This window comes from Bradyrhizobium sp. AZCC 1719 (assembly GCF_036924525.1).
In the GTDB taxonomy this organism is placed as follows: Bacteria; Pseudomonadota; Alphaproteobacteria; order Rhizobiales; family Xanthobacteraceae; genus Bradyrhizobium.
The window spans coordinates 3,201,189-3,221,620 of record NZ_JAZHRU010000001.1 but is presented as its reverse complement, the minus strand read 5'-3'; the positions used below and the strand labels follow the sequence as shown (position 1 = coordinate 3,221,620).

The following is a 20,432-nucleotide window of genomic DNA, read 5'->3' as shown; positions in this document are numbered from 1 at the left end:
CTGTCGCTTTGCCCACCCTACGAAATCGTCCCTCTCCCACCTTGTACAAGCGGGCGCGCTTGCTATCCTCTGGCAAAACCAAACAAGAGGAAACGCGCCATGCCACTTCTCCAAAATCACATCGCCGTCATCACCGGCGCGGGTTCCGGTATCGGGCGCGCGATTGCGAGCGGCTATGCACGGGAGGGCGCGCGGGTCGTGCTCCTCGACAGGGACGAGAACGCGGTAGCAGAAGCGGCAAAGGAAGTCCGCGACGCCGGCGGCAATGCGGACAGCTTTGCGCTCGACGTCAGCAAGCGCGAGGATTGCGTCGCGATGGCGAAGCAGATCGCCGATAAGGTCGGCCAGGTCTCGATCCTCGTCAACAATGCCGGCATCGTCCGCCGCAACGGCATGCTGGGCGCGGCGGAGGCCGTGATCAGCGACTGGGAAGACATTATCGCGATCAACCTCACCGGCGTCTTCAACGTGACGCATGCCTTTCTCGAACCCTTGCGCGCGAGCAAGGGACGCATCGTCAACATCGGCTCGATCCAGTCCTTCGTGCATGTGCGCACGCCGAGCTCGCCGGCCTATACCGCCTCCAAGCACGGCGTGCTCGGTTTCACCAAGGCGCTCGCCGCCGAACTCGGCAAGGAAGGCGTCCGCGTCAATGCAATCGGCCCCGGCTTCATCGCAACGCCATTGAACGCCAGTGCCCGCGCCAACAATCCGGAACTGGTGAAGACCTTCATGGATCACACGCCGCTGGGGCGCGCCGGCACCGCGGAGGACATCGTCGGTCCCGCGATCTTCCTGGCGTCCGATCTGTCGGCTTACGTCTCCGGGTCGATCGTGATGGTCGACGGTGGCTATCGTGCGGTGTGAGGTCATCATGTCCAACGCCCCGCATTTCGACATCGACGTCCCCGCCTTCTGGGCCGATCCCTACCCCGCGCTGGCGAAGATGCGAAAAGAGACGCCGATCGCGTTCGTGCCGCAGCTCGGCTCGACCGTGTTCACCCGGCGCGACGACATCTTCACCCAGGAGAAGCGCATCGATGTGTTCTCCTCGCATCAGCCGAACGGGCTGATGAACGTGCTGATGGGCCACAACATGATGCGCAAGGACGGCGAAGCGCACATGACGGAGCGGCAGGCGATGTTTCCCGCGGTGTCGCCGCGCACGGTGCGCGATACCTGGATCCGGCAGTTTCAGGCCCATGCTGACCGCATCCTTGATGAGCTCGTGCCGCAAGGCTCCGCCGATCTCTGCAAGGCGCTCGCGCTGCCGCTATCGGCCGAATGCTTAAAAGACGTCACCGGACTGACCAACATGCGCTACCAGGACATGGACGCGTGGTCGCAGGCGATGATCGATGGCATCGCCAACTACACCGGCAACAAGGAGGTCGAGGCGCGCTGCCATGCCGCGACCGCCGGCATTGATGCTGCGATCGACGACATGATCCCGGTGGTGAAGAAACACCCCAACACCTCGATCCTGAGCGTACTGCTGGCTTCAGGCCAGAACATGGAAAGCATCCGCGCCAACATCAAGCTCGCGATCTCCGGCGGCCAGAACGAGCCGCGCGATGCGATATCGGGCGCGACCTGGGCCTTGCTGACGCATCCCGAGCAGCTCGCGCTGGTGCGCGAGGGCAAGGCAAAATGGATCGACGTGTTCGAGGAATATGCGCGCTGGATCGCGCCGATTCAGATGTCGCCGCGCCGCGTCGCAAAACCGTGGACGTATCACGGCGTCGACTTCGAACCGGAGGACCGCGTGTTCTTCATGTTCGGATCGGCCAACCGCGACGAGGCCTGTTTCAACGACCCCGATCGTTTCGACATCACACGCGATACGCAAAAGAGCATCGCCTTCGGCGCCGGCCCGCATTATTGCGCCGGCGCGTTCGCTTCGCGCGCGATGGTGGCCGACGTCGCGCTGCCGAGCCTGTTCGCGCGGCTGAAAGGCCTGCGGCTGGACGAGCGCGAACCGGTGCGGATCGGCGGCTGGGCGTTTCGGGGGTTGCTCAATCTGCCGGTGAGGTGGGATGCGAACTAGCGTGTCTCTGCCGCGCAGGCATCAATCGGGCGGCAAGAGCCGCATGCGGCGGAACGACCAATGCATCGCGCGGTACCAGAAATAGCCGGCCAGCGCGCCGCAAACCGAGAGAATGATGATATTGGCGGGATGATACTCGCCGCTCCACCACAGCATCCCGCCGATCCAGAAGATGGTGAAGAAGATGGCGCCGAGCTTCAAACGCCTCGCCTGATCCATGACATCCCTCCGACGGCCGACATCCGATGCCATCATGGACGCCACTGCATCGCCGCACCGTGAGGTGCATCACGCCGCACCGGACTCGGACGGCTATGAACCCACCCATAATCCACCGTGGTTGGCGGACTTCCGCTTTGATGCGCGTTCCCGGACTTACGTCAGACATCGCGTAAGGTCCGAAAAGTGCCAAATCCAGACATAAGCTCGGCTTGGCACCCATCCGACTAATTCAGTGTGAATAGACCAAGCGCGGCGCGAACATCGCGCAAAGTGGCATCGGTTATTTCCCGCGCTCGCGCAGTGCCACGCTTGACGACTTGCAGCACATAGCCGGGATCACGAGCGAGCGCGCGGCGACGGTCTCGGATTGGCGCGAGAAGTGCCTGCAGCACGTCATCCAGACGTTTTTTCACAATGCTGTCTCCCAAACCGCCACGGACATAGCGTGCCTTCAAATCCTCAACCGCAACGTGATCTTCGTCGAACGCATCCAGGTACTTGAAAACCACGTTGCCTTCGACGCGACCTGGGTCGGATGCCTTTATATGGTTTGGATCAGTGAACATACGCCGGACAGCGTCACGTATTTCGTCGGCCGTGGCTGATAGCTGAATAGCGTTGCCCTGCGACTTGCTCATTTTGGCTTTGCCGTCGATGCCGGGAAGGCGCCCGACGCGAGGAATAAGCGCGCGGGCTTCGGGCAACACGTCAACACCAGCTTGGCGATTGATGCGACGAACGACCTCATTGGTTTGCTCGATCAATGGAGCTTGGTCTTCCCCAACCGGAACAATCGTCGCTTTGAAACCGGTGATGTCGGCGGCCTGGGCGACGGGATAGCAGAGAAAGCCTGCTGGAATATCTCTGCCAAAACCTCGCGCCTGGATTTCGTCCTTTATGGTCGGGTTGCGCTCAAGCCGGGCCACCGTGACATAGTTCATGTACAGCAGGGTCAAATCGGCAAGTGCCGGGAGATGCGATTGAAGGCAGATCGTGGTCAGGTTCGGGTCGATCCCGGCAGCCAGGTAGTCTGTCGCGATCTCAAGGACATTGTCACGCAGCCGACCAGGATTGTGCGCGTTGTCCGTGAGTGCCTGGGTATCGGCCAGCAGCAGGTACTGCTGGTGCGTCGTCTGTAGGGTGACGCGGTTCTTCAACGAACCGACGTAGTGCCCCAGGTGCAATGGGCCGGTGGTTCTGTCGCCGGTCAAGATAACAGGGCGGGTGGCTGACGAGTGTTGCATCGCGGTTCTCCAGATAAGAACCGCCGTTCAATCGGACTGTTGATGCAGCAACCTCGCAAGCCGATGAACGGCGGCGACGGTTGGGTGAATGACAAAGCCGTGCCGCTCCTAAGTGGAGCGCCACCACAAGTTCGCGAACGTGATCACGACGGCAGTCATGCGGCCGATATTGACGAAACTTCATAGGAAAGCAAGCCGGCTTGATGTGTCAACGTGCCCCAGCAGTCATGGCGCGCATCCCGATTGGAAGCGGCGGTCGCTGAGGAGAGCGCCACCGATGTTGCGTCAGCGCGGTGATAACCCTCTCGCCATAAATTGACCGGGTCACAAAAGGAAAGGCGTTGATCAATTTCGCCGCCGGCAATCTGGGGCGTCAGCGCGAGAGCTGTGGTGCGGCGGGAGGCGGCGGGCGAGGCACCGACGATGACTGAACGGCCGATGATTGCGCCTTGGGTTGCGGAGGTTTGGGCTGCGGGATGGAGGCCGCCTGTTGGGCCGGGGCCGGAGGCGTGGATGACATCTTCTGTCTGATGTCCTCCTCAACGGCCTTTAGTGCCGCAATGTTCTGGGCCATCTGTTCTTGCTTGGCCGCGAGTTGTTCTACGCTGCGCCGCACGACATCGAGATTGGACGCCAAGGGCGCAAGGTAGTGCATCGGGTCAGTGGAAGTTGCGGCCACGACTGGCGACTTCGTCGTCGAAACCGATAACACCCAGGCCAGCGCTGGAGCCCGGGCTACCAGCATCTCCTTTGCTGCATCACCGTAGGACTGCCAACCAAGCGTGGCGCCGACACCGATGAGAACCGCAATAGAGAACCGGGTAAGGGTGCGGAATATTCGCCTGCCAATCGACGGCCGGCCGCTCGCCAGCGGCCCCTCCCCGAAGCGGTAGTGATGGGGAGGATCGATCGACGGCTTCATGCGCCGTCTACCAATGCGCTGATCGGATCGAACGTCCGGATCGCGCGCAAGCCTGCCGGACGAAGGTTCTTCGGCTGTCAGTGGTGGGCTTTGCGAGTATAACATTGGTACCTCCACCGACGGCTCTTCCAAATTCTTGAGGGAAGAGGCGATCCTGGTTTGACGGAAGGGAGGCAAGAGCGCAGCGGCCCTAGGGCGTTTGTGAGATCGTCGCACGACAAGAGACTCGACTTGTTTGAAGGTCGGTCAAACATCAATCGTTAGGCCGGCTCATCACGCAACCCGTGCGTGTCGGCTACGGGAGGGTCGCAGTAACGTGCTTGATCGGCGTCCGGTCGCGCCCTACCCAAACCGCGCCCGCGAGCGCTCCCTCGCCTTCTCGGCCTCGACCTCGCGGTCGCGCGGCGGCGCGTTGGTCTGCAGCGAGGCGAGCAGACGCCGCGCGCTGTCGGAGACTTCGGAAACCGCGCGGTTGAACGCCTCGGCGTTCGCCTGCGAGGGCGAATTGAAGCCGGAGAGCTTGCGTACGAATTGCAGCGCGGAGGCATGGATCTCCGCATGCGTGGCCGGGGGCTCAAAATTGAACAGGGTCTTGATGTTGCGGCACATGGTTCTCTCTTCTGCAGAGGTCTTCGATCAAGGACGAACGGCCGGTGCAAAATCCGACAGCGTGGCTTATTCTGTCATGAATCTGGCGGCGCGTTCACCCCTGTCGGCACCTGCAAGCAGCGAGTTCCCGATGCCCCACGTGACCTACAAGATCGTCGAACATGACGGCGGCTGGGCCTACACCGTCAACGGCGTGTTTTCCGAGCCGTTTCCGAACCGCGCCACGGCGCTGGCAGCCGCCCGGCGCGCAGCCGCCGAGCAGCGGGTGCCCGGCCGCACCGAGGTGATCGAATACGAAACCGATGATGGAAAATGGCGCTCGGAGACCGCCGCCGGCAATGACCGGCCGGAAACCGAAGTGGAAGGTTAGTGCGTTGTTCGGCGGTCTGGTGTGCTAGGTTCCCAGCCAAGCGGTCCGCAAAGACGGCCGCAGTTTTGGGGAGACCATGATGAATTTTTCGCACGCCGCCTTTTCGGCCGCCGCACTGGCCCTGACCACCGTCACTGCTTTCGCAGCCGACTATCCCACACCGAAGCAGGGCGACTGGATCGCCAAGAATTTCAAATTCCATACCGGCGAGACGCTGCCGGAGCTACGGTTGCACTACACCACGATCGGCGAGCCGACCGGTCAGCCGGTGCTGGTGCTGCACGGCTCGGGCGGCTCAGCCGCCAGCATGCTGACGGCCACCTTCGGCGGCGAATTGTTCGGCCCCGGTCAGCCGCTGGATGCAACGAAGTACTACATCATCATTCCCGATAGCGTCGGCCACGGCAAATCGTCAAAGCCTTCCGACGGCATGAAGACGGCGTTTCCGAAATACAACTACGAGGACATGGTCGACGCGCAGCATCGCCTGGTCACGGAAGGCCTCGGCGTAAAGCATCTGCGGCTCGTCATAGGCAATTCGATGGGCGGCATGCACACCTGGATCTGGGGCGGCAAATATCCAAAGTTCATGGACGCGCTGGTGCCGATGGCCTCGCAACCGACCGAGATGGCGGCGCGCAACTGGATGCTGCGGCGGATGATGCTGGAGACCATCAAGAACGATCCCGATTACAATCGCGGCAATTACATCACCCAGCCACGCATGATGAAATACGCCATCAACGCCTTCGGCATTGCGACCGGCGGCGGCACGCTGGCCTATCAGGCGCTGGCGCCGACGGCGGCGAAAGCCGACAAGATGGTCGACGACCGGCTGGCAACCGCTATCACCACTGATGCCAACGACTTCATCTACCAGTGGGAAGCCTCGCACGATTACAATCCGGCGCCTTCGCTCGAGAAGATCGAAGCCACGCTGCTGTTGATCAATGCCGCCGACGACGAGCGCAATCCGCCGGAAACCGGCGTCACCGAGGCGGCGATGAAGCGCGTCAAGAACGGTCGCCTGTTCCTGATCCCGGCCTCCAGCGAGACGCGCGGCCATCTCACCACCGGCAATGCGAAGTTCTATAAAAAGGAGCTGCAGGAGTTGCTGCAGAGCGCGCCGCAACGGGCGATGTAAGCCCGGGCCTTTGGAAAGAGCACAATGTCAGCGAGCCGCTTTCGCCGGATTGCACTCATGTTTCTCGATGCGGTCGAGAGCGCGCATCAGGGCAAGGCTGATTTCCGCGCGGGAAATCGTATCTTCGCGACCCTCGGCCATCCTGACGAAAACTGGGGCACGGTGAAGCTGACGCCCGAGCAGCAATCGGTGCTGGTTGAGGCGGAGCCCGAAATCTTCCGTCCAGTGCCAGGCGGATGGGGCAAGCAGGGCTACACCAATGTGCGCCTGGCCAAGGCCGATGCGGCGACGCTGAAAAGCGCGCTGACGATGGCGTGGGAAAATGTCGCGCCGAAATCGAAAGCGAAGCCGCGCAATGGAGCCGGTGCGCGCGACAAGAAGAAGCCATGATTTCGCACCGCATCAATTCGGTGCGGAAAATGGCGCGTCTACGACTTCGGACCACGCTGCGGCGCCGCCTCGACATACTCGATGTCCGCCCCGAAATGCTTCAGGACCGCTTCCAGGGTCCTGATGTCCCCGGCGCCCGCGTTGGCAACGGTGTAAATCGACGCGAGCTTCGGCCGCTTCTGCCCGGGAAAAAGGTGATGGGCGTCAAAGTTCGCCCGGCGCAGCGCCTCGATGATCTCGAGACGCCGGGCGTCACTCGCTTTCTCGCGAATTTTGAACTGGACCGACATTCCCGGATGTTAGTCGTTGCCGACGTCTATTCAAGGCAATGCCGGTCAGCGCTTCCTCGCCTTTTTGGCCTTCCCCTTCCGCGATTTTCCCGCGGTCTTCTTCCTTCCGAGCGCAGCCGCGAGATCCAAGAGCCCCGCGCCGTATTCCTGCGTGAACTTTTTCTTCTTCATGGCGGGAAGTTTCCTGGCGGTCGACGTCAGGCGCTTGACGACGGCGTCGGAAGCGGCCCTCGACTTCACGGCGTCGCCATACACCAGCGCGGCGCAACCCGCGACATGCGGCGTCGCCATGGAGGTACCCGGCCAGGAATCGTAATCGGTGGCGCTCGCAAAGCTTGCCTTGATGCGCGGCACGGTCGAGAGGATGTTGACGCCGGGAGCGACCAGCCCGATATGCGGCCCGGTGCAGGAGAACGAGGCCCGCTTGTCGGTCTCGTCGACCGCGCCGACGCCCAGCGCCCCCTTATAAGCGGCCGGGAACTCCTTCGGATTGCCCTCTTCGAATTCGTTGCCCATCGCGGCGGCGACCACCACGCCGGCGTCCGCCAACTCCCGAAAGATCGCCGCCTCGGCCCGGGAATGCTCGGTGCCGCCGATGCTGAGGTTCACGACCTTGATCTCCGAGTCGAGCGCTGCGGCGAGCGCCTTGCTGTAGAACTCGAAGTTGAAGTTCTGGTCGGTGCCTTGCTCGGGGTCGTCAAAGATCTTCCAGCAGTGCAGCCGGCAGTTCGCGACGCCGGCTATACCGACGGAATTGTTGACGAGCGCAGCAATGGTGCCCGCAACATGCGTGCCGTGGCCAAGGAAGTCGCGCGCGTTATTTCCGTCGTGATGATAGGCCTCGATGGATTTCTTCAGGTCGGGATGCCCTTCATCGATCCCGCTGTCCAGCACGGCAACGTGAATTTTCGCGGCATCGGGATGTGCACCATCGAACCAGCGGATCGCGCGCAGTCCCCATTGTCGATTGATCATGGGATCTGCGGCGCTGAGCCACCGGTTCGGCACCGGCTCGACCAGGTCGATGGCCTTCGACGCACGCAGCCGCTTCATCATGGCGGGCGTCACGTTGCGGTCCTTGACGTCGACGAGTTGGAAGCCTGTGAGGGATCGCCGCGGTGGCCGGCTGGACGATGCCGCGAGTGACCCATGCACCGCGGCAAGCGCCATCACGCCGGACCGCGGCCCCACTGTCGGTGCGTCGGGCACAAACAGCGGCTTGACGGCGGACAGCCCGGCCTCGTTCCGCAAGAACTCCAACGGGCCCGTGACCTCGTCCGGCATGGCGCGTGCCGCCATGCGTGCGGTTGCCGTCGCCGCAAGCGGACTTGCCGCGACCTGCCTTACCGCCGAAGTCTTGAAGCGAATGATCAGTTGGCCCGGGACATGTTTGCTCTGGCTGGATTCACGTAGCTCGGCGCGCCGGGGCGCGCCTCCCGCGGATGCAACCCGCTGCATGTGTTTTGTCGCCATGTTCAGATCCTTGTTCAAATATCATTTAAAAATAACGCGCGTGACGCGCGAAACATTCTCACCCTCTACCTAAGATGCGTCAAGCGAATTGCCCGCTTGTGTCCGCCCGATCAGGCCGGTTTGATTTCGCATCGCATCAATCCGCAGCCGCGCCGTTCGCATATTATTTGAGCGTGCATCCGCAAGCGGGCTCCGCTTGAATTGTCCTTGGATAACGAATCGTGGCGGCGTGCGTCCTGCGACGACAACACGAACGAAAGCGGAGGATCGGATGCGAAGGCTTGTGTCATTCGCCTTGCTCGTCTGCCTTTCGGTGCTGGCCGGCGCAGCGCTCGCCGTCGACAGGGGCCAGTACGACCACGTGCCGCCTGATATCCGCGCCTGGTTCAAGAGCGTGATCGCGCCGAACGGCGTACCCTGTTGCGATATTTCCGACGGCCATCGCACCAGCTACGACGTTCGCGGCGGCGCCTATTGGGTGCCGATCGAGGGCCAATGGATGCAGGTGCCCGAGCGCGCGGTCATTCGCGACCAGGGCAACCCGATCGGCGAGGCCGTGGTGTGGTACGTGCATCATCGCGGCAGCATCATCATTAGCTGCTTCGTGCCGGCGGACGCGGTCTAGTTCAAGATGACGGTGGCACCGGCGGATGATAATCTCTCCGCAAAATCGAAAGGAGCCGCCCTTGTCCGATCTTGCCCCTTCTGACCTCGCCACGATCTATCCCGCTCCCACGCCGCGCGTGGTCGCCAAGGCGCGGCCGGAGATCGACGCCCACGCGAGAAAATTCATCGGCATGTCGCCGTTCTGCGTGCTGGCGACTTCAGGCTCGGACGGCAGCGTCGATGCGTCGCCGCGCGGCGGCAATCCCGGCTTTCGTCCATGTTGCGGGACCGAACCTCTTGTTGATGCCGGACCGCTCGGGCAACAACCGTATCGACAGTTTTCGCAATATCGTCGAGGGATCAGGCTTCGTGCAGTTGATCTTCTTCGTGCCCGGGATCGACGAGACGCTGCGCGTCGGCGGCAAGGGCAAGCTGTCTGTCGATCCGGAGCTGATGGCGTCGATGATCGAATTCGGCAAGCCGCCACGCGCGGTGCTGCGTATCGACGTCAGGGAAGCCTATTTCCACTGCGGCAAGGCGCTGATGCGCTCGAAACTGTGGGCGGCCACCCAGGTCGAGCGCTCGGTGATGCCGAGCATCGGCGAAGTGATCCACGATCAGACCGGCCTTGGCGAGCGCGAAAGCCAGGCGGAGATCTACGAGCGCTACAAGACGCAGTTATAGGGAAGATCACCCTCCCCTGGAGGGGGAGGGTCGACGCGAAGCGGCGGGGTGGGGTGACGGTCTATCCTCCCGATCAGTGCCCGAGTGGAGAGATCACCCCACCCCGTCTCGCATTCGCTTCGCTCATACGAGCCGACCCTCCCCCTCCAGGGGAGGGTAAGAAAGTCAGTCCCCGTTCTCCAGGCCGCCGACGTGCTTTTGCGTATAGAGCTCGAGGCCGATGCGCTGGATCAGGTCAAGCTGGGTTTCGAGGAAATCGATGTGATGTTCCTCATCCTTCATCACGCTCTCGAACAGGTCGCGAGAGACATAGTCCTTGACGCCATGGCAGAAGGTTGCGGCTTCCTGATAGAGCGCGCGCGCGGTCATCTCGGTTGCGAGATCGCATTCGATGATTTCCCTGACGTTCTGGCCGATGCGGAGCGGATCGAGCACCTGCATGTTGGGAAAGCCGTCGAGGAACAAAATCCGGTCGGTGAACTTGTCTGCGTGCTCCATCTCCTCGATGGATTCCTTGCGCCAGACCTTGGCAAATTCCAAAAGGCCCCAATTGTTCAGCAGCCGATAGTGCAGCCAGTACTGATTGATCGCGGTGAGCTCGCTGCGCAGGCCCTTGTTGAGATAGTCGATGACCTTGGGATCGCCCTGCATGGGTCCACTCCAATTTTCTCAGGCCGACGCGGCCTGACACTGTATTTAGAATGCTTCTAAATCAGTTTGGAGCCAAGAGCAACTGTTCCGCGCAAAAATGCGGTGGGAACCGGGGAAATCGGGGAAGTTCGAAGGGATTTCAGACGGATTTCAGCAGGCCGCGAGGGCGAAGGCCGGAGCGGTTTCCTGTGCCGGCTCGTCGTTGGCGGCCTGACGCGTGTGCGGACAACCGTCGCAGCACTCCTTGGCGCAGGCGCCGAGCGCTTCGTCGATGATGGTTTTGAGCGTGCGCGCGCAGCGACCGCACTCGGCACTACAACCGAGGCAACCGTAAATTTGTTTGGGATTTCGCGGCAGGTCCGAAGCTGCAGTCACAGCATTACGGACATCGTGGTCGCTCAACACGTTGCAGGAACAGACGATCATGAAACCGGTAGAACCCTTGGTGATGCCTGCTCATCGATATGGAAGAGAGCTGCGAGATGCAAAAGGAAAAGCCGCATTTTCAAGCAATTCCAAACTGATGCCGGGGAAATACTGGAATGAATCTAAAAGGCGGTGTTGCGGTAAATCAAAATGGGCGCCGATCTCCCGCTGTTTGCCGCATCGGTCGCCGCCGTTGCCATCGCTTCCTCCGCTCAGCGCCCGCCAGCATGAATACCGACATTCCGCTTCAATCGTCGTCGTGTCCTGCGTTCAAGGAAAAGAAGAGCATTTCGGTATCGTCGCACCGTGACCTGCCTCACTTCCCGTTTCGTCGCCCCCGCCCTGCACGGCCGTTCATTGATCATTCAAGCGAAATGTGGAACTTTTGCCCGGACGGAACTTAACGTCGTTTGCTCCACGAGAAAGGTGAGGCCATGAAGAAGACATTGATGGCGCTCGGTGCCGCCGCCGCGTTGGCCGTTTCGGCCGTGGCTATTCCCGCTCCCGCCCAGGCGCAGCGCGGCGTTGCGGCGGGCGTCGCCGCCGGATTGATCGGCGGCGCCATTGTCGGCGGCGCGATTGCTTCGCAGAACGGCTACTATTACGGCCCAGGCTATTATGGGCCCGGCTATGGCGGCCCGGCCTATGTCGTCGATCCCGGCTACGGCGAGTCCTGCATCTGGCAGCGACAGCGGTTCTGGGATGGCTATGGCTGGCGGGTCCGCAACGTCAGGGTCTGCGACTAGCAGCCGTTCATCTTCATTAAACTTGCGCTCAACACCCCGGAAAAGCAGTGCTTTTCCGGGGTGCATGCGATTTCCGGCCCGAAAAAGACCGTTTTTTTCGGCGACCGTTTGAGACGTTTACTTTCGATTGACCCATGTGCGCTTTTTTAGCGAAGCGGCAGTTCGAAACAGCGTGTGAGTCATCCCTAAACCCGGCGCCCGAAGGCGTCACTCCAGGAGAGCCCAAGACATGAAGAAGACATTTGCTGCCTTCGTCGCGGTCGCAACGATTGCCGGTTCGCTTGCCTCGACGCCCGCGAGCGCACAGCGTGGCGTTGCCGCAGGCGTTGCGGCCGGCTTGCTCGGCGGCGCGATCATCGGCGGTGCGATCGCCTCCAGCCGCCCGGCCTACGGCGGCCCGGTGTACGTGGAAGAAGCGCCCTACCCGGCGTGCCGCATGGTTCGCGAGCGGTTCTGGGACGGCTACGACTGGCGCTATCGCCGCGTCGAGGTCTGCAACTGATCTGACCGATTGGCGCGCGAGATGCGCGTGTTGATCCAAGCCCGGCCGACATCTCGGCCGGGCTTTTTGATCGGTCATGGAGGCCTCGAATTCGCTCGTTTCTGTTCGCGAGTGATACGCTGCTCAACGCCCCCCGCTCATCGAACGCAGCACCGCTTCGCTCGGCCAGCAATCGACCTTGAGGCCAGCCGACTTCTGATACGCGCCGAGTGCCGCGCGGGTCTGCATGCCCGCCTTGCCGTCCAGCTTGTCCTTGTAGAGACCGATCCGCGTCAGATGGCGCTGCATGGCCTCGACATCGGCGGAGCGCAACTGCGTCGAGGCCGACCACGGTGTTGCGAACGGCAGCGGACTCGTCATGCGGTCGGCGACATGGCCGACGAACAGCACATACAGATCGGAGAAATTGTATTCCTTGATGACGAAATAGTTCTTCGTCGTGAGGAACGACGGGCCGTAGATGCCCTCCACCTGCAATAGCGAGGCCGGCTGCGCCTGTTCGGCCGCACTCAGCTTTTGTCCGCGCACCGGCACAAAGCCGGCACGCAGCCACTCGGCGATCGGCTTGGTCACCTCGGGCACGCCCATGGTGCAATCGACATTGGCGGGCGCCTTGACCTCATAGGCCCAGCGCACGCCCGGCTGCCAGCCCTTGTTAACGAGCTGCCGCGCGGCGGAGGCCAGCGCGTCCGGCACCGAGTGCCAGATGTCGATCCGGCCGTCGCCGTCGAGATCGACACCGTGATTGTAATATTCGGAGGGTAGAAATTGCGTGTAGCCGGTGGCGCCGGCCCAGGACGAACGAAAATCCTTGCGCGCCACGGCGCCCTCGCCGAGCAGCTTCAGTGCCTGGATGAATTCGGTGCGGTACTGGTCCTTGCGGCGGCCGACATAGGCCTGCGTCGCGACCACGCGGAGCGTATCGTAAGGCAGCCGGTAGCGGCCGTAGTCGGTCTCGCGGCCCCAGATCGCGAGCACGATGCTTGCGGGAACGCCGAAGCGCCTTTCGATTTCGGTGAGCGCAGCGCGATGCTTCTGCATCAGCTTCTGTCCCTCGGCGGCCAGCCGCGCGATGGAAGCTTCCTTCAGATAATCGGCCGGCACCTGCACGAACTCGGCTTGCGCCGGCGCGCCGGTGGGGGGTCGGCCGGGCAGCAACAGATCGGGCAGTTTGTAGTCGGGCTCCAGTCCCTGCGTCTCGCGATCGAACGTCGCGCGCGATACGCCGGCTGCCTGCGCCTCCGGCCATAGCGAGGCGATGAACTGGGTGAAGGCGGCGTCGGCGGAGAACGCCGGTTGCGACGCGCCGAGAGTCACCGCAGTCACTATCAGAACTGCGGCAGCCGCCCTCGTTCGCAAAGCTGAAAATCCGATGATCGACAGACCGCCCATCAATGCGAAGTGGCGCGCTTTGCTTCGTCGATAGCCATGTTCGAGACACGGTCGACATAGGCAATGCCGATGGCCGACAGAATGAAGACCGTGTGAATGATGGTCTGCCACATGACGCCGGTTTCGGTGTAGACGCTTTTTCCCGACGCCAGTGCACCAGCCTCGATGAACGTGCGCAACAGATGGATCGAGGAGATGCCGATGATCGCCATCGCCAGCTTGATCTTGAGCACGCTGGCGTTGACGTGGCTGAGCCATTCCGGCTCGTCGGGATGACCCTGCAGGTTGAGACGGGAGACGAAGGTTTCGTAACCGCCGACGATCACCATCACCAGCAGGTTCGAGATCATGACGACGTCGATCAGGCCCAACACCGCCAGCATGATCTGCTGCTCGCTGAAATCGAAGGCGTGAGCAAAGAGATGCCACAGCTCCTTCAGAAACAGCACGACATAGACGCCTTGCGCAACGATCAGGCCGACGTAAAGCGGCAATTGCAGCCAGCGGGAGCCGAAGATCAACATCGGAACGGGGCGCAATGCCTTCCCCTTACCTTTAGGCGGCAACGGTGTTTCGGGGGTAAGGGACATCAGGGATGGCTCGCTCAGGATTGGAATTGCGGAACAACGCCTATATCTACGCACTGTCACCGCCGTGTGAAGCGACAACTGGCCGCAGCACATGCGCGGCCCCGATCACGCAAATGCCCGATTGGCTCACCGCGTCAGCTTCTTGTACTTCACGCGGTGCGGAATGATGCTGTCCTGGCCGAGCCGGCGCATCTTGTCCTTTTCGTAATCCTGGAAGTTGCCCTCGAACCATTCGACATGGCTGTCGCCTTCGAAGGACAGGATGTGGGTCGCGATGCGGTCGAGGAACCAGCGATCGTGGCTGATGATGACGGCGCAGCCGGCGAAATCCTCCAGCGCCTCTTCCAGCGCGCGCAGCGTATCGACGTCGAGGTCGTTGGTCGGCTCGTCGAGCAGCAGCACGTTGGCGCCTGATTTGAGCATCTTGGCCAGATGCACGCGGTTGCGCTCGCCGCCTGACAGCGCGCCGACCTTCTTCTGCTGGTCGGCGCCCTTGAAATTGAACGACGAGCAATAGCCGCGCGAATTGACCTCGCGCTTGCCGAGCAGGATCAGTTCGTTGCCGCCGGAAATCTCCTCCCACACCGTCTTCTTGCCGTCGAGGTCGTCGCGCGACTGGTCGACATAGCCAAGATGCACGCTCTCGCCGACGGTGATGGTGCCCTTGTCCGGCTCTTCCTGCCCGGTGATCATGCGGAACAGCGTGGTCTTGCCGGCGCCGTTGGGGCCGATCACGCCGACAATGCCGCCCGGCGGCAGCTTGAAAGTGAGATCCTCGATCAGCACGCGGTCGCCGAACGCCTTGGCGAGCCCTTCGAAATCGACCACGTTCTGGCCGAGACGCTCGGCCACGGGAATGGTGATCTGCGCGGTCTGCGTCTGCTTCTCGCTCGCCTGCTTGAGCAACTCCTCATAGCGCTGATAGCGCGCCTTGGACTTGGCCTGACGCGCCTTCGGTGAGGACGCGATCCATTCCTGCTCGCGGGCCAGCGTCTTCTGGTGCGCGGCGTCCTCGCGGCCTTCCTGCTCAAGGCGCTTCTGCTTCTGCACCAGCCAGGACGAGTAATTGCCCTCGTAGGGAATGCCGCGGCCGCGGTCGAGCTCGAGAATCCAGCCCGTGACGTTGTCGAGGAAGTAGCGGTCGTGGGTCACGATCAGGATCGCGCCGGGATAGTTGCGCAGGTGGCCTTCCAGCCACGACACCGACTCGGCATCGAGGTGGTTGGTCGGTTCGTCCAGCAGCAACAGCTCCGGCTGGTCCAGCAACAGACGGCACAGCGCGACGCGGCGGCGCTCGCCGCCGGAGAGTTTTGTCACGTCGGAATCGTCGGGCGGGCAGCGCAGCGCGTCCATCGCCTGGTCGACCTTGCTGTCGAGATCCCAGAGACTCGCGGCCTCGATCTGGTCCTGCAATTTGGTCATCTCATCGGCGGTCTCGTCCGAATAGTTCATCGCCAGCTCGTTGTAGCGATCGAGGATCGCCTTCTGCTTGGCGACGCCCTGCATGACGTTTTCGCGGACGGTAAGCGCAGGGTCGAGGTGCGGCTCCTGCTCGAGGTAGCCGACGCGGGCGCCCTCGGCGACCCAGGCCTCGCCGGTGTATTCCTTGTCGAGACCGGCCATAATCTTGAGCAGGGTCGATTTACCGGAACCGTTGACGCCGAGCACGCCGATCTTGGCATCCGGGTAGAAGCTCAGATGGATGTTATCGAGCACCTTTCGGGTCGGGTAGCTCTTGGTCAGACCCTGCATGAAATAGATGAATTGGCGAGCCATCGCGATCCTTGGAATCGTTGGATTTTACGGAAATTTGCTGCCGCTGATGTAGCGGCGCGGCCCCCAAAGGGCAACCGCGGCGGGGCGTTTTCCATCCGTTCACCACGGATCAATACGGGATGGTCACCATCTCCGCCGAGATCCCGACAATTGAAACTATCTTTTAATAAATCAGGCGAAAACTCGTTTTCAGCGCCGAAAAGGCGTCTTGAAAACAAGGGCCCGCGTCATGGCTACGATCGGTTCGGCATCCCTTTCCGCCCCGGCTCATGCAAGTGCCGGACTGGCAAAACCGTTGGCAGAGCTCCGCGCTTTCTGGCGCCAGTTCGTGGCCAAGGCGTTCAACCCCTACCGCCCGGAACTATACTATATGCGCGGCCCGGGACCGGCCTGGCGCGCCAAGCATCCCGGCCAATCGAACTGAGATTTCCTGGGTTTTGAGCCTGCCCTGCATTTGAGCCTGCCCTGCGTTTAGTCCGCTTGCGCCGCTACCGATTGCGCGCAACCATGGCGACCTTTCCGACGGCGTTTCCCGCCGTCATCCTCGCCATCAACGGACCTCTCAAATGACGCGGCTGCGCTGTGCAATCCTCGACGACTATCTCAATGTGGCGCTTAAGGTCGCCGACTGGTCCAAGGTCACCGACCGCGTCGACGTCACGGTGTTCAACCAACCGTTTGCTACGGCCGAAGCCGCGGCCGCCGCGCTCAAGGATTTCGAGATCATCTGTGCGATGCGCGAGCGCACCCCGTTCCCGCGCACCATGTTTGCAGGTCTGCCCAATCTAAAACTCCTGATCACCTCGGGCCTGCGCAATGCCGCCATCGATATGGAGGCCGCCAAGGACCACAAGGTGGTGCTGTGCGGCACCCAATGGGGCCGCGACCCGACGGCGCCGCTGACCATGGGTCTGATCCTGGAGCTGACCCGCAATATCGGCCGCGAAAATGCCCGCATGCATGCCGGCGAGCCATTGCAGGCACATGTCGGCATGGAAATCGAGGGCCGCACGCTCGGGGTGATCGGCCTCGGCAAGCTCGGCACCAAAGTATCGAAGCTGGCGCAAGCCTTCGGCATGAACGTGATCGCGTGGAGCCAGAACCTGACGCCGGAAAAGTGCAAGGAGGTCGGCGTCACTTACGTGAGCAAGGAAGAGCTGTTCTCGACCGCCGACATCGTCACCATCCATGTGGTGCTGAGCCAGCGCACGCGCGGGCTGGTGGGGCGCGATGACCTCGCGCGGATGAAACCGACCGCCTATCTCGTCAACACCGCGCGCGGGCCGATCGTCGACGAAGGCGCGCTCCTGGAAGCGCTGACGCAAAGGAAGATCGCAGGCGCCGGCATCGACGTGTTCTCGGTCGAGCCGCTGCCGGTCGACCATCCCTTCCGCAAGCTCGATAACATGGTGCTGACGCCGCATCTCGGCTACGTCACCGAGGACAGTTTTCGAAACCACTATCAGCAGATGGTCGAGGGCATCGACGCCTGGTTCAAGGGCGAGCCGAAGCAGCGGCTGGCCTGAGAATGGCTCGCTCCCAACCAAAACATCGAAAACAACCCCATGCAAAGTAGCAGGCGGCGAGATCGAAGTGTTCTCGGTCGAGCCGCTGCCGGTCGAGCATCCCTTCCGCAAGCTCGATAACATGGTGCCGACGCTGCATCTCGGCTACGTCACCGAGGACAGCTTTCGAAACCACTATCAGCAGATGGTCGAGGGCATCGACGCCTGGTTCAAGGGCGAGCCGAAGCAGCGGCTGGCCTAACACTTGGCTTCCGCTATGCCGCTCTGCTGCGCGACGAGATAAGAGCGAAACATAATCGTGAGCTGCCGTTCGGCCTCGGCACCGTCAGCGACACTCAGAACCCGGTGGCAGAAGGCCGGGACCGTTCCGTACAGCGCCGCGGTCAGGGTTTGGGCGAGCAAGCTCGGATCGGCAAACCGGCCATCGCTGGTGGACAGCATCGCCTCGATCGCCTTTGCACTCCGCCGAGTTGCCAACTCCATCAACTCGCGGGCGTCGAGTTCCATGGCGATGCGATAGAGTGAGGGGGAGACCTCGGCTTGCGCCATCTTCGCCTGAAGATAGGCCTTCACCACGATCTCGGCGATCATCTCTTTCGTGGCGCCGTGGTTCTCGTCACACGCTTTCTCTATGGCCTCTGCCAGCATCGCGAGATGTCGCTCCAGCACCGCGAAGAGCAAGGCCTGCTTGTTCGGGAAATACTGGTACAGCGTTCCTACGGAAACGCCTGCACGATGTGCCACGCGCGTGGTGGTCAGACGCATCAGACCGTCGCCCAGCAAAACCTGAATAGTCGCCTCGAAAATGGCGTCTACGGTGGCGATCGACCGGCCCTGACGCGGTGATTTCCGGGGGGTTAGCGCTGGCAGCGAGCCGTTTCCCATAAGCGAATCCAAATCTGAATGATGCTTCATATATGACTTCTGTCCCCGCCGCTCCAGCAATAATGCGGTTCACGGGGTCGTTCAGAGACGAATTGGAGACGAATATGGGCAAATTGGACGGAAAAGTCGCTGTCATCACCGGCGGCAGCGCGGGCATGGGACTGGCGACAGCCAGGCTGTTCGCAGACGAAGGCGCAAAGGTCGTCATCACCGGTCGCGATCAGGCGGCGCTCGATGCAGCAGCGCAAAGCATCGGAAACGGCGCTGACGCCGTCCGCAGCGATATTGCCAAGATGGCAGACGTCGACGCGCTTCGTGAACATGTCGAGAAAAAGCATGGTCGCGTCGATATCATCTTTGCGAACGCCGGCGGGGCGCGGCCGAACATGTTTGAATACATGTCGGAAGAAGAGTTTGATTTTACTGTCGGTACCAATTTCAAGGGCACTTACTTTACGGTGCAGAAACTGCTGCCGCTCATGACTTCTGGCGGCTCGGTGATCCTGAATACCTCGACCCTGAGTGCACAGGGTCGTCCCTACGTCAGCGTCTATTCGGCAACTAAGGCGGCCATTCGCTCGCTGGCACGATCGCTCACCGCGGAACTGAGCGAGAAGGGGATTCGGGTGAATGCCATGGCGCCCGGCTACATCGACACGGATCTCGCGCGTAAGGGTGGAATGAGCGAGGAGATGATCGAACAGACGAAGACCCAGGTGCACGCCCAAATTCCAATGCACCGGAGCGGCACCGTTGATGAGATCGCAAGAGCTGTCCTGTTTCTCGCCTCTGATGACTCGGCCTACGTGACAGGCACCGAATTGTGCGTCGATGGTGGCTGGGCCCAGGTCTGACCGCGCGGCCGGCGCTCTTCGTGAGCGCCGGTTAGCGTGCTGCCGTATGTCGCAGATTTATGAGCCAAAACTCACGCTGCGTGCTGCGCGGTTGCGCCGCTGGCGACCTCTGCAAATCCCTGACGCCACGACGGACGTGCCGGCTGCCAGCCCAGCTCCCGCCTGGCCTTGACGTTCGAGCCTGCCCGCACCTCGGTCATCATCGAAACGAGGTGCTCGCCGGCAAACAACCGGCCAAGCCAGGCCGGCACGCGAATGGGTGGCTTGGCTCCGACCAGCGTGGCAAGCGCAGGAAGCCATTCGCTGACCGGCGCCGGTTCATCGTCGACGATGTTGTAGATCTCGCCTGGCTTGCCGCGCTCGATGGCAGCAACGGTCGCGGACGCCGCGTCCTCGACGTGGATGAACGACCACCGTCCGCCACCGCCGCCGATCAGCGGCACGTAGCGGCGGCGCACCTGTTCGATCATCGCGCGTGAGAGCATGCCGGTGTCGGGACCGTAGAACGATCCATATCGCAAGACGATCCCTTCGAGATTCGCCGAGCTGGTGACGGCGTCCTCCAGATATTGAATCGCGTCCAGCGTGCGGCGCAGTTCCTCCGGCGGATCGAGATCGAGCGGATCGGCCTCGGCCTTGATCGGTTCGTAGGTCCAGCCGCAGAAGCTCTGGGCGATGAAGCGCTTGACGCCGGCCTCGCGTGCGGCTGCCAACAGGAAATCGGTGCCCTGCGTGCGCAATCGATTGGTACTGGCGAACGCACGATCGAAATGCCGGAGATCCGTGACCCCGGCGAGATCGGTCATCTCATCGATGATGACATCCGGCTTCGCTGCAAGCACTGCGGCGCGAATGGCCGGCGCGTCGAGCCCATCGGCGATCACAGGTTCCGCGCCCATCCGTCTGATGATCTCGGCCTTCGCCGCCGTTCGCGTCGTGCCAACGACGGAATGACCTGCCGCGATCAGCGCGGCAACGAGTGGACGGCCCACAGCGCCAGTGGCGCCTGCAACAAAAATCCGCATGCCGAATCCTCCTGCTGCTGCCCCACAATTCTGGGCGGCAGGTAGTCGAAGGAAATGT

Annotated in this window: 26 protein-coding genes and 1 pseudogene; 14 read left to right on the top strand and 13 right to left on the bottom strand. The window is 62.0% G+C overall.

What is annotated here, in order from left to right:
* The first annotated feature begins 99 nt into the window (after window positions 1–99).
* Together V1292_RS15240 and V1292_RS15235 are read left to right on the top strand one after the other, a co-directional pair.
* Complete coding sequence (locus V1292_RS15240) at window positions 100–867, top strand: SDR family NAD(P)-dependent oxidoreductase (RefSeq protein WP_334373552.1); 768 nt, start codon at window positions 100–102, stop codon at window positions 865–867.
* 7 nt (window positions 868–874) lie between these two features.
* Window positions 875–2,047 carry a cytochrome P450 gene (locus tag V1292_RS15235; RefSeq protein ID WP_334373551.1) on the top strand — a complete coding sequence of 391 codons (1,173 nt, stop codon included), beginning with the start codon at window positions 875–877 and terminating at the stop codon, window positions 2,045–2,047.
* A 21-nt stretch (window positions 2,048–2,068) separates the two neighbouring features.
* Here the strand turns inward: V1292_RS15235 and V1292_RS15230 are convergent, their stop codons facing one another.
* The 4 genes from V1292_RS15230 to V1292_RS15215 form a co-directional block, all read right to left on the bottom strand.
* The gene (locus V1292_RS15230; protein ID WP_334373550.1) at window positions 2,069–2,266 is read right to left on the bottom strand and encodes a hypothetical protein; all 198 of its coding nucleotides are present in this window, start codon (window positions 2,264–2,266) and stop codon (window positions 2,069–2,071) included.
* Between the two features lie 227 nt (window positions 2,267–2,493).
* Window positions 2,494–3,513 (bottom strand): tryptophan--tRNA ligase, encoded by a 1,020-nt coding sequence (gene trpS, locus V1292_RS15225; protein ID WP_334373549.1) that lies wholly within the window; start codon window positions 3,511–3,513, stop codon window positions 2,494–2,496.
* A gap of 373 nt (window positions 3,514–3,886) precedes the next feature.
* The gene (locus tag V1292_RS15220) at window positions 3,887–4,435 is read right to left on the bottom strand and encodes a hypothetical protein (protein WP_334373548.1); all 549 of its coding nucleotides are present in this window, start codon (window positions 4,433–4,435) and stop codon (window positions 3,887–3,889) included.
* A 342-nt stretch (window positions 4,436–4,777) separates the two neighbouring features.
* Window positions 4,778–5,044 (bottom strand): DUF2277 domain-containing protein, encoded by a 267-nt coding sequence (locus V1292_RS15215; RefSeq protein ID WP_334373547.1) that lies wholly within the window; start codon window positions 5,042–5,044, stop codon window positions 4,778–4,780.
* Window positions 5,045–5,174: 130 nt separating this feature from the next.
* On the opposite strand from V1292_RS15215, the gene V1292_RS15210 reads away from it, so the two are divergent.
* From V1292_RS15210 to V1292_RS15200, 3 genes are all read left to right on the top strand, one after another.
* Window positions 5,175–5,414 carry a DUF2188 domain-containing protein gene (locus V1292_RS15210; protein ID WP_065744474.1) on the top strand — a complete coding sequence of 80 codons (240 nt, stop codon included), beginning with the start codon at window positions 5,175–5,177 and terminating at the stop codon, window positions 5,412–5,414.
* Between the two features lie 79 nt (window positions 5,415–5,493).
* Window positions 5,494–6,558: an alpha/beta fold hydrolase gene (locus V1292_RS15205; protein WP_334377054.1), complete on the top strand. Its 1,065-nt coding sequence runs from the start codon at window positions 5,494–5,496 to the stop codon at window positions 6,556–6,558.
* Between the two features lie 24 nt (window positions 6,559–6,582).
* Complete coding sequence (locus tag V1292_RS15200) at window positions 6,583–6,948, top strand: MmcQ/YjbR family DNA-binding protein (protein ID WP_334373545.1); 366 nt, start codon at window positions 6,583–6,585, stop codon at window positions 6,946–6,948.
* A gap of 38 nt (window positions 6,949–6,986) precedes the next feature.
* On the opposite strand, the gene V1292_RS15195 is transcribed toward V1292_RS15200, so the two are convergent.
* On the bottom strand, window positions 6,987–7,238 hold the full coding sequence (locus tag V1292_RS15195; protein WP_334373543.1) for a hypothetical protein: 252 nt from the start codon (window positions 7,236–7,238) through the stop codon (window positions 6,987–6,989).
* Between the two features lie 45 nt (window positions 7,239–7,283).
* Window positions 7,284–8,711, bottom strand: coding sequence for a S8 family peptidase (locus tag V1292_RS15190; protein WP_334373541.1), 1,428 nt, complete (start codon window positions 8,709–8,711; stop codon window positions 7,284–7,286).
* Window positions 8,712–8,982: 271 nt separating this feature from the next.
* Here V1292_RS15190 and V1292_RS15185 point away from each other — a divergent pair, with 271 nt between their 5' ends.
* Window positions 8,983–9,336, top strand: a complete 354-nt coding sequence (locus V1292_RS15185; RefSeq protein ID WP_334373538.1) for a hypothetical protein — start codon at window positions 8,983–8,985, stop codon at window positions 9,334–9,336.
* A 25-nt stretch (window positions 9,337–9,361) separates the two neighbouring features.
* Window positions 9,362–10,001: pseudogene (locus V1292_RS15180) on the top strand (pyridoxamine 5'-phosphate oxidase family protein).
* 165 nt (window positions 10,002–10,166) lie between these two features.
* Here the strand turns inward: V1292_RS15180 and bfr are convergent.
* Window positions 10,167–10,652, bottom strand: coding sequence for a bacterioferritin (gene bfr / locus V1292_RS15175; RefSeq protein WP_334373536.1), 486 nt, complete (start codon window positions 10,650–10,652; stop codon window positions 10,167–10,169).
* Window positions 10,653–10,802: 150 nt separating this feature from the next.
* Entirely contained in the window at window positions 10,803–11,078 is a 276-nt protein-coding gene (locus V1292_RS15170) for a (2Fe-2S)-binding protein (protein WP_334373535.1), read from the bottom strand.
* Between V1292_RS15170 and V1292_RS15165 the strand changes: the two genes are divergently transcribed.
* The 3 genes from V1292_RS15165 to V1292_RS15155 all read left to right on the top strand — a co-directional run bounded on the left by V1292_RS15165 (window position 11,077) and on the right by V1292_RS15155 (window position 12,326).
* A complete protein-coding gene (locus V1292_RS15165) occupies window positions 11,077–11,388 on the top strand; it encodes a hypothetical protein (RefSeq protein ID WP_334373533.1) in 312 nt (103 codons plus the stop codon). The genes V1292_RS15170 and V1292_RS15165 overlap by 2 nt on opposite strands.
* 124 nt (window positions 11,389–11,512) lie before the next feature.
* On the top strand, window positions 11,513–11,824 hold the full coding sequence (locus V1292_RS15160; RefSeq protein WP_334373531.1) for a hypothetical protein: 312 nt from the start codon (window positions 11,513–11,515) through the stop codon (window positions 11,822–11,824).
* A gap of 229 nt (window positions 11,825–12,053) precedes the next feature.
* A complete protein-coding gene (locus tag V1292_RS15155; RefSeq protein ID WP_065744450.1) occupies window positions 12,054–12,326 on the top strand; it encodes a hypothetical protein in 273 nt (90 codons plus the stop codon).
* Between the two features lie 123 nt (window positions 12,327–12,449).
* Here the strand turns inward: V1292_RS15155 and V1292_RS15150 are convergent, their stop codons facing one another.
* The 3 genes from V1292_RS15150 to ettA all read right to left on the bottom strand — a co-directional run bounded on the left by V1292_RS15150 (window position 12,450) and on the right by ettA (window position 16,084).
* Complete coding sequence (locus V1292_RS15150; protein WP_442895527.1) at window positions 12,450–13,718, bottom strand: lytic murein transglycosylase; 1,269 nt, start codon at window positions 13,716–13,718, stop codon at window positions 12,450–12,452.
* On the bottom strand, window positions 13,718–14,308 hold the full coding sequence (locus tag V1292_RS15145) for a TIGR00645 family protein (protein WP_028347030.1): 591 nt from the start codon (window positions 14,306–14,308) through the stop codon (window positions 13,718–13,720). The genes V1292_RS15150 and V1292_RS15145 overlap by 1 nt, the downstream gene beginning before the upstream one ends.
* 126 nt (window positions 14,309–14,434) lie before the next feature.
* On the bottom strand, window positions 14,435–16,084 hold the full coding sequence (gene ettA, locus V1292_RS15140) for an energy-dependent translational throttle protein EttA (RefSeq protein WP_334373527.1): 1,650 nt from the start codon (window positions 16,082–16,084) through the stop codon (window positions 14,435–14,437).
* A 229-nt stretch (window positions 16,085–16,313) separates the two neighbouring features.
* On the opposite strand from ettA, the gene V1292_RS15135 reads away from it, so the two are divergent.
* From V1292_RS15135 to V1292_RS15125, 3 genes are all read left to right on the top strand, one after another.
* Window positions 16,314–16,508, top strand: a complete 195-nt coding sequence (locus V1292_RS15135) for a hypothetical protein (protein WP_334373525.1) — start codon at window positions 16,314–16,316, stop codon at window positions 16,506–16,508.
* A gap of 142 nt (window positions 16,509–16,650) precedes the next feature.
* Window positions 16,651–17,610, top strand: a complete 960-nt coding sequence (locus tag V1292_RS15130) for a D-2-hydroxyacid dehydrogenase family protein (RefSeq protein WP_334373523.1) — start codon at window positions 16,651–16,653, stop codon at window positions 17,608–17,610.
* A gap of 67 nt (window positions 17,611–17,677) precedes the next feature.
* On the top strand, window positions 17,678–17,851 hold the full coding sequence (locus V1292_RS15125; protein ID WP_442895526.1) for a hypothetical protein: 174 nt from the start codon (window positions 17,678–17,680) through the stop codon (window positions 17,849–17,851).
* On the opposite strand, the gene V1292_RS15120 is transcribed toward V1292_RS15125, so the two are convergent.
* On the bottom strand, window positions 17,848–18,525 hold the full coding sequence (locus V1292_RS15120) for a TetR/AcrR family transcriptional regulator (RefSeq protein WP_334373522.1): 678 nt from the start codon (window positions 18,523–18,525) through the stop codon (window positions 17,848–17,850). The two genes, V1292_RS15125 and V1292_RS15120, sit on opposite strands and share 4 nt — an antisense overlap.
* 74 nt (window positions 18,526–18,599) lie before the next feature.
* Here V1292_RS15120 and V1292_RS15115 point away from each other — a divergent pair, with 74 nt between their 5' ends.
* Entirely contained in the window at window positions 18,600–19,349 is a 750-nt protein-coding gene (locus V1292_RS15115) for a glucose 1-dehydrogenase (RefSeq protein ID WP_334373521.1), read from the top strand.
* A 71-nt stretch (window positions 19,350–19,420) separates the two neighbouring features.
* Here the strand turns inward: V1292_RS15115 and V1292_RS15110 are convergent, their stop codons facing one another.
* Entirely contained in the window at window positions 19,421–20,374 is a 954-nt protein-coding gene (locus V1292_RS15110) for an NAD-dependent epimerase/dehydratase family protein (protein WP_334373520.1), read from the bottom strand.
* Window positions 20,375–20,432: the final 58 nt, after the last annotated feature.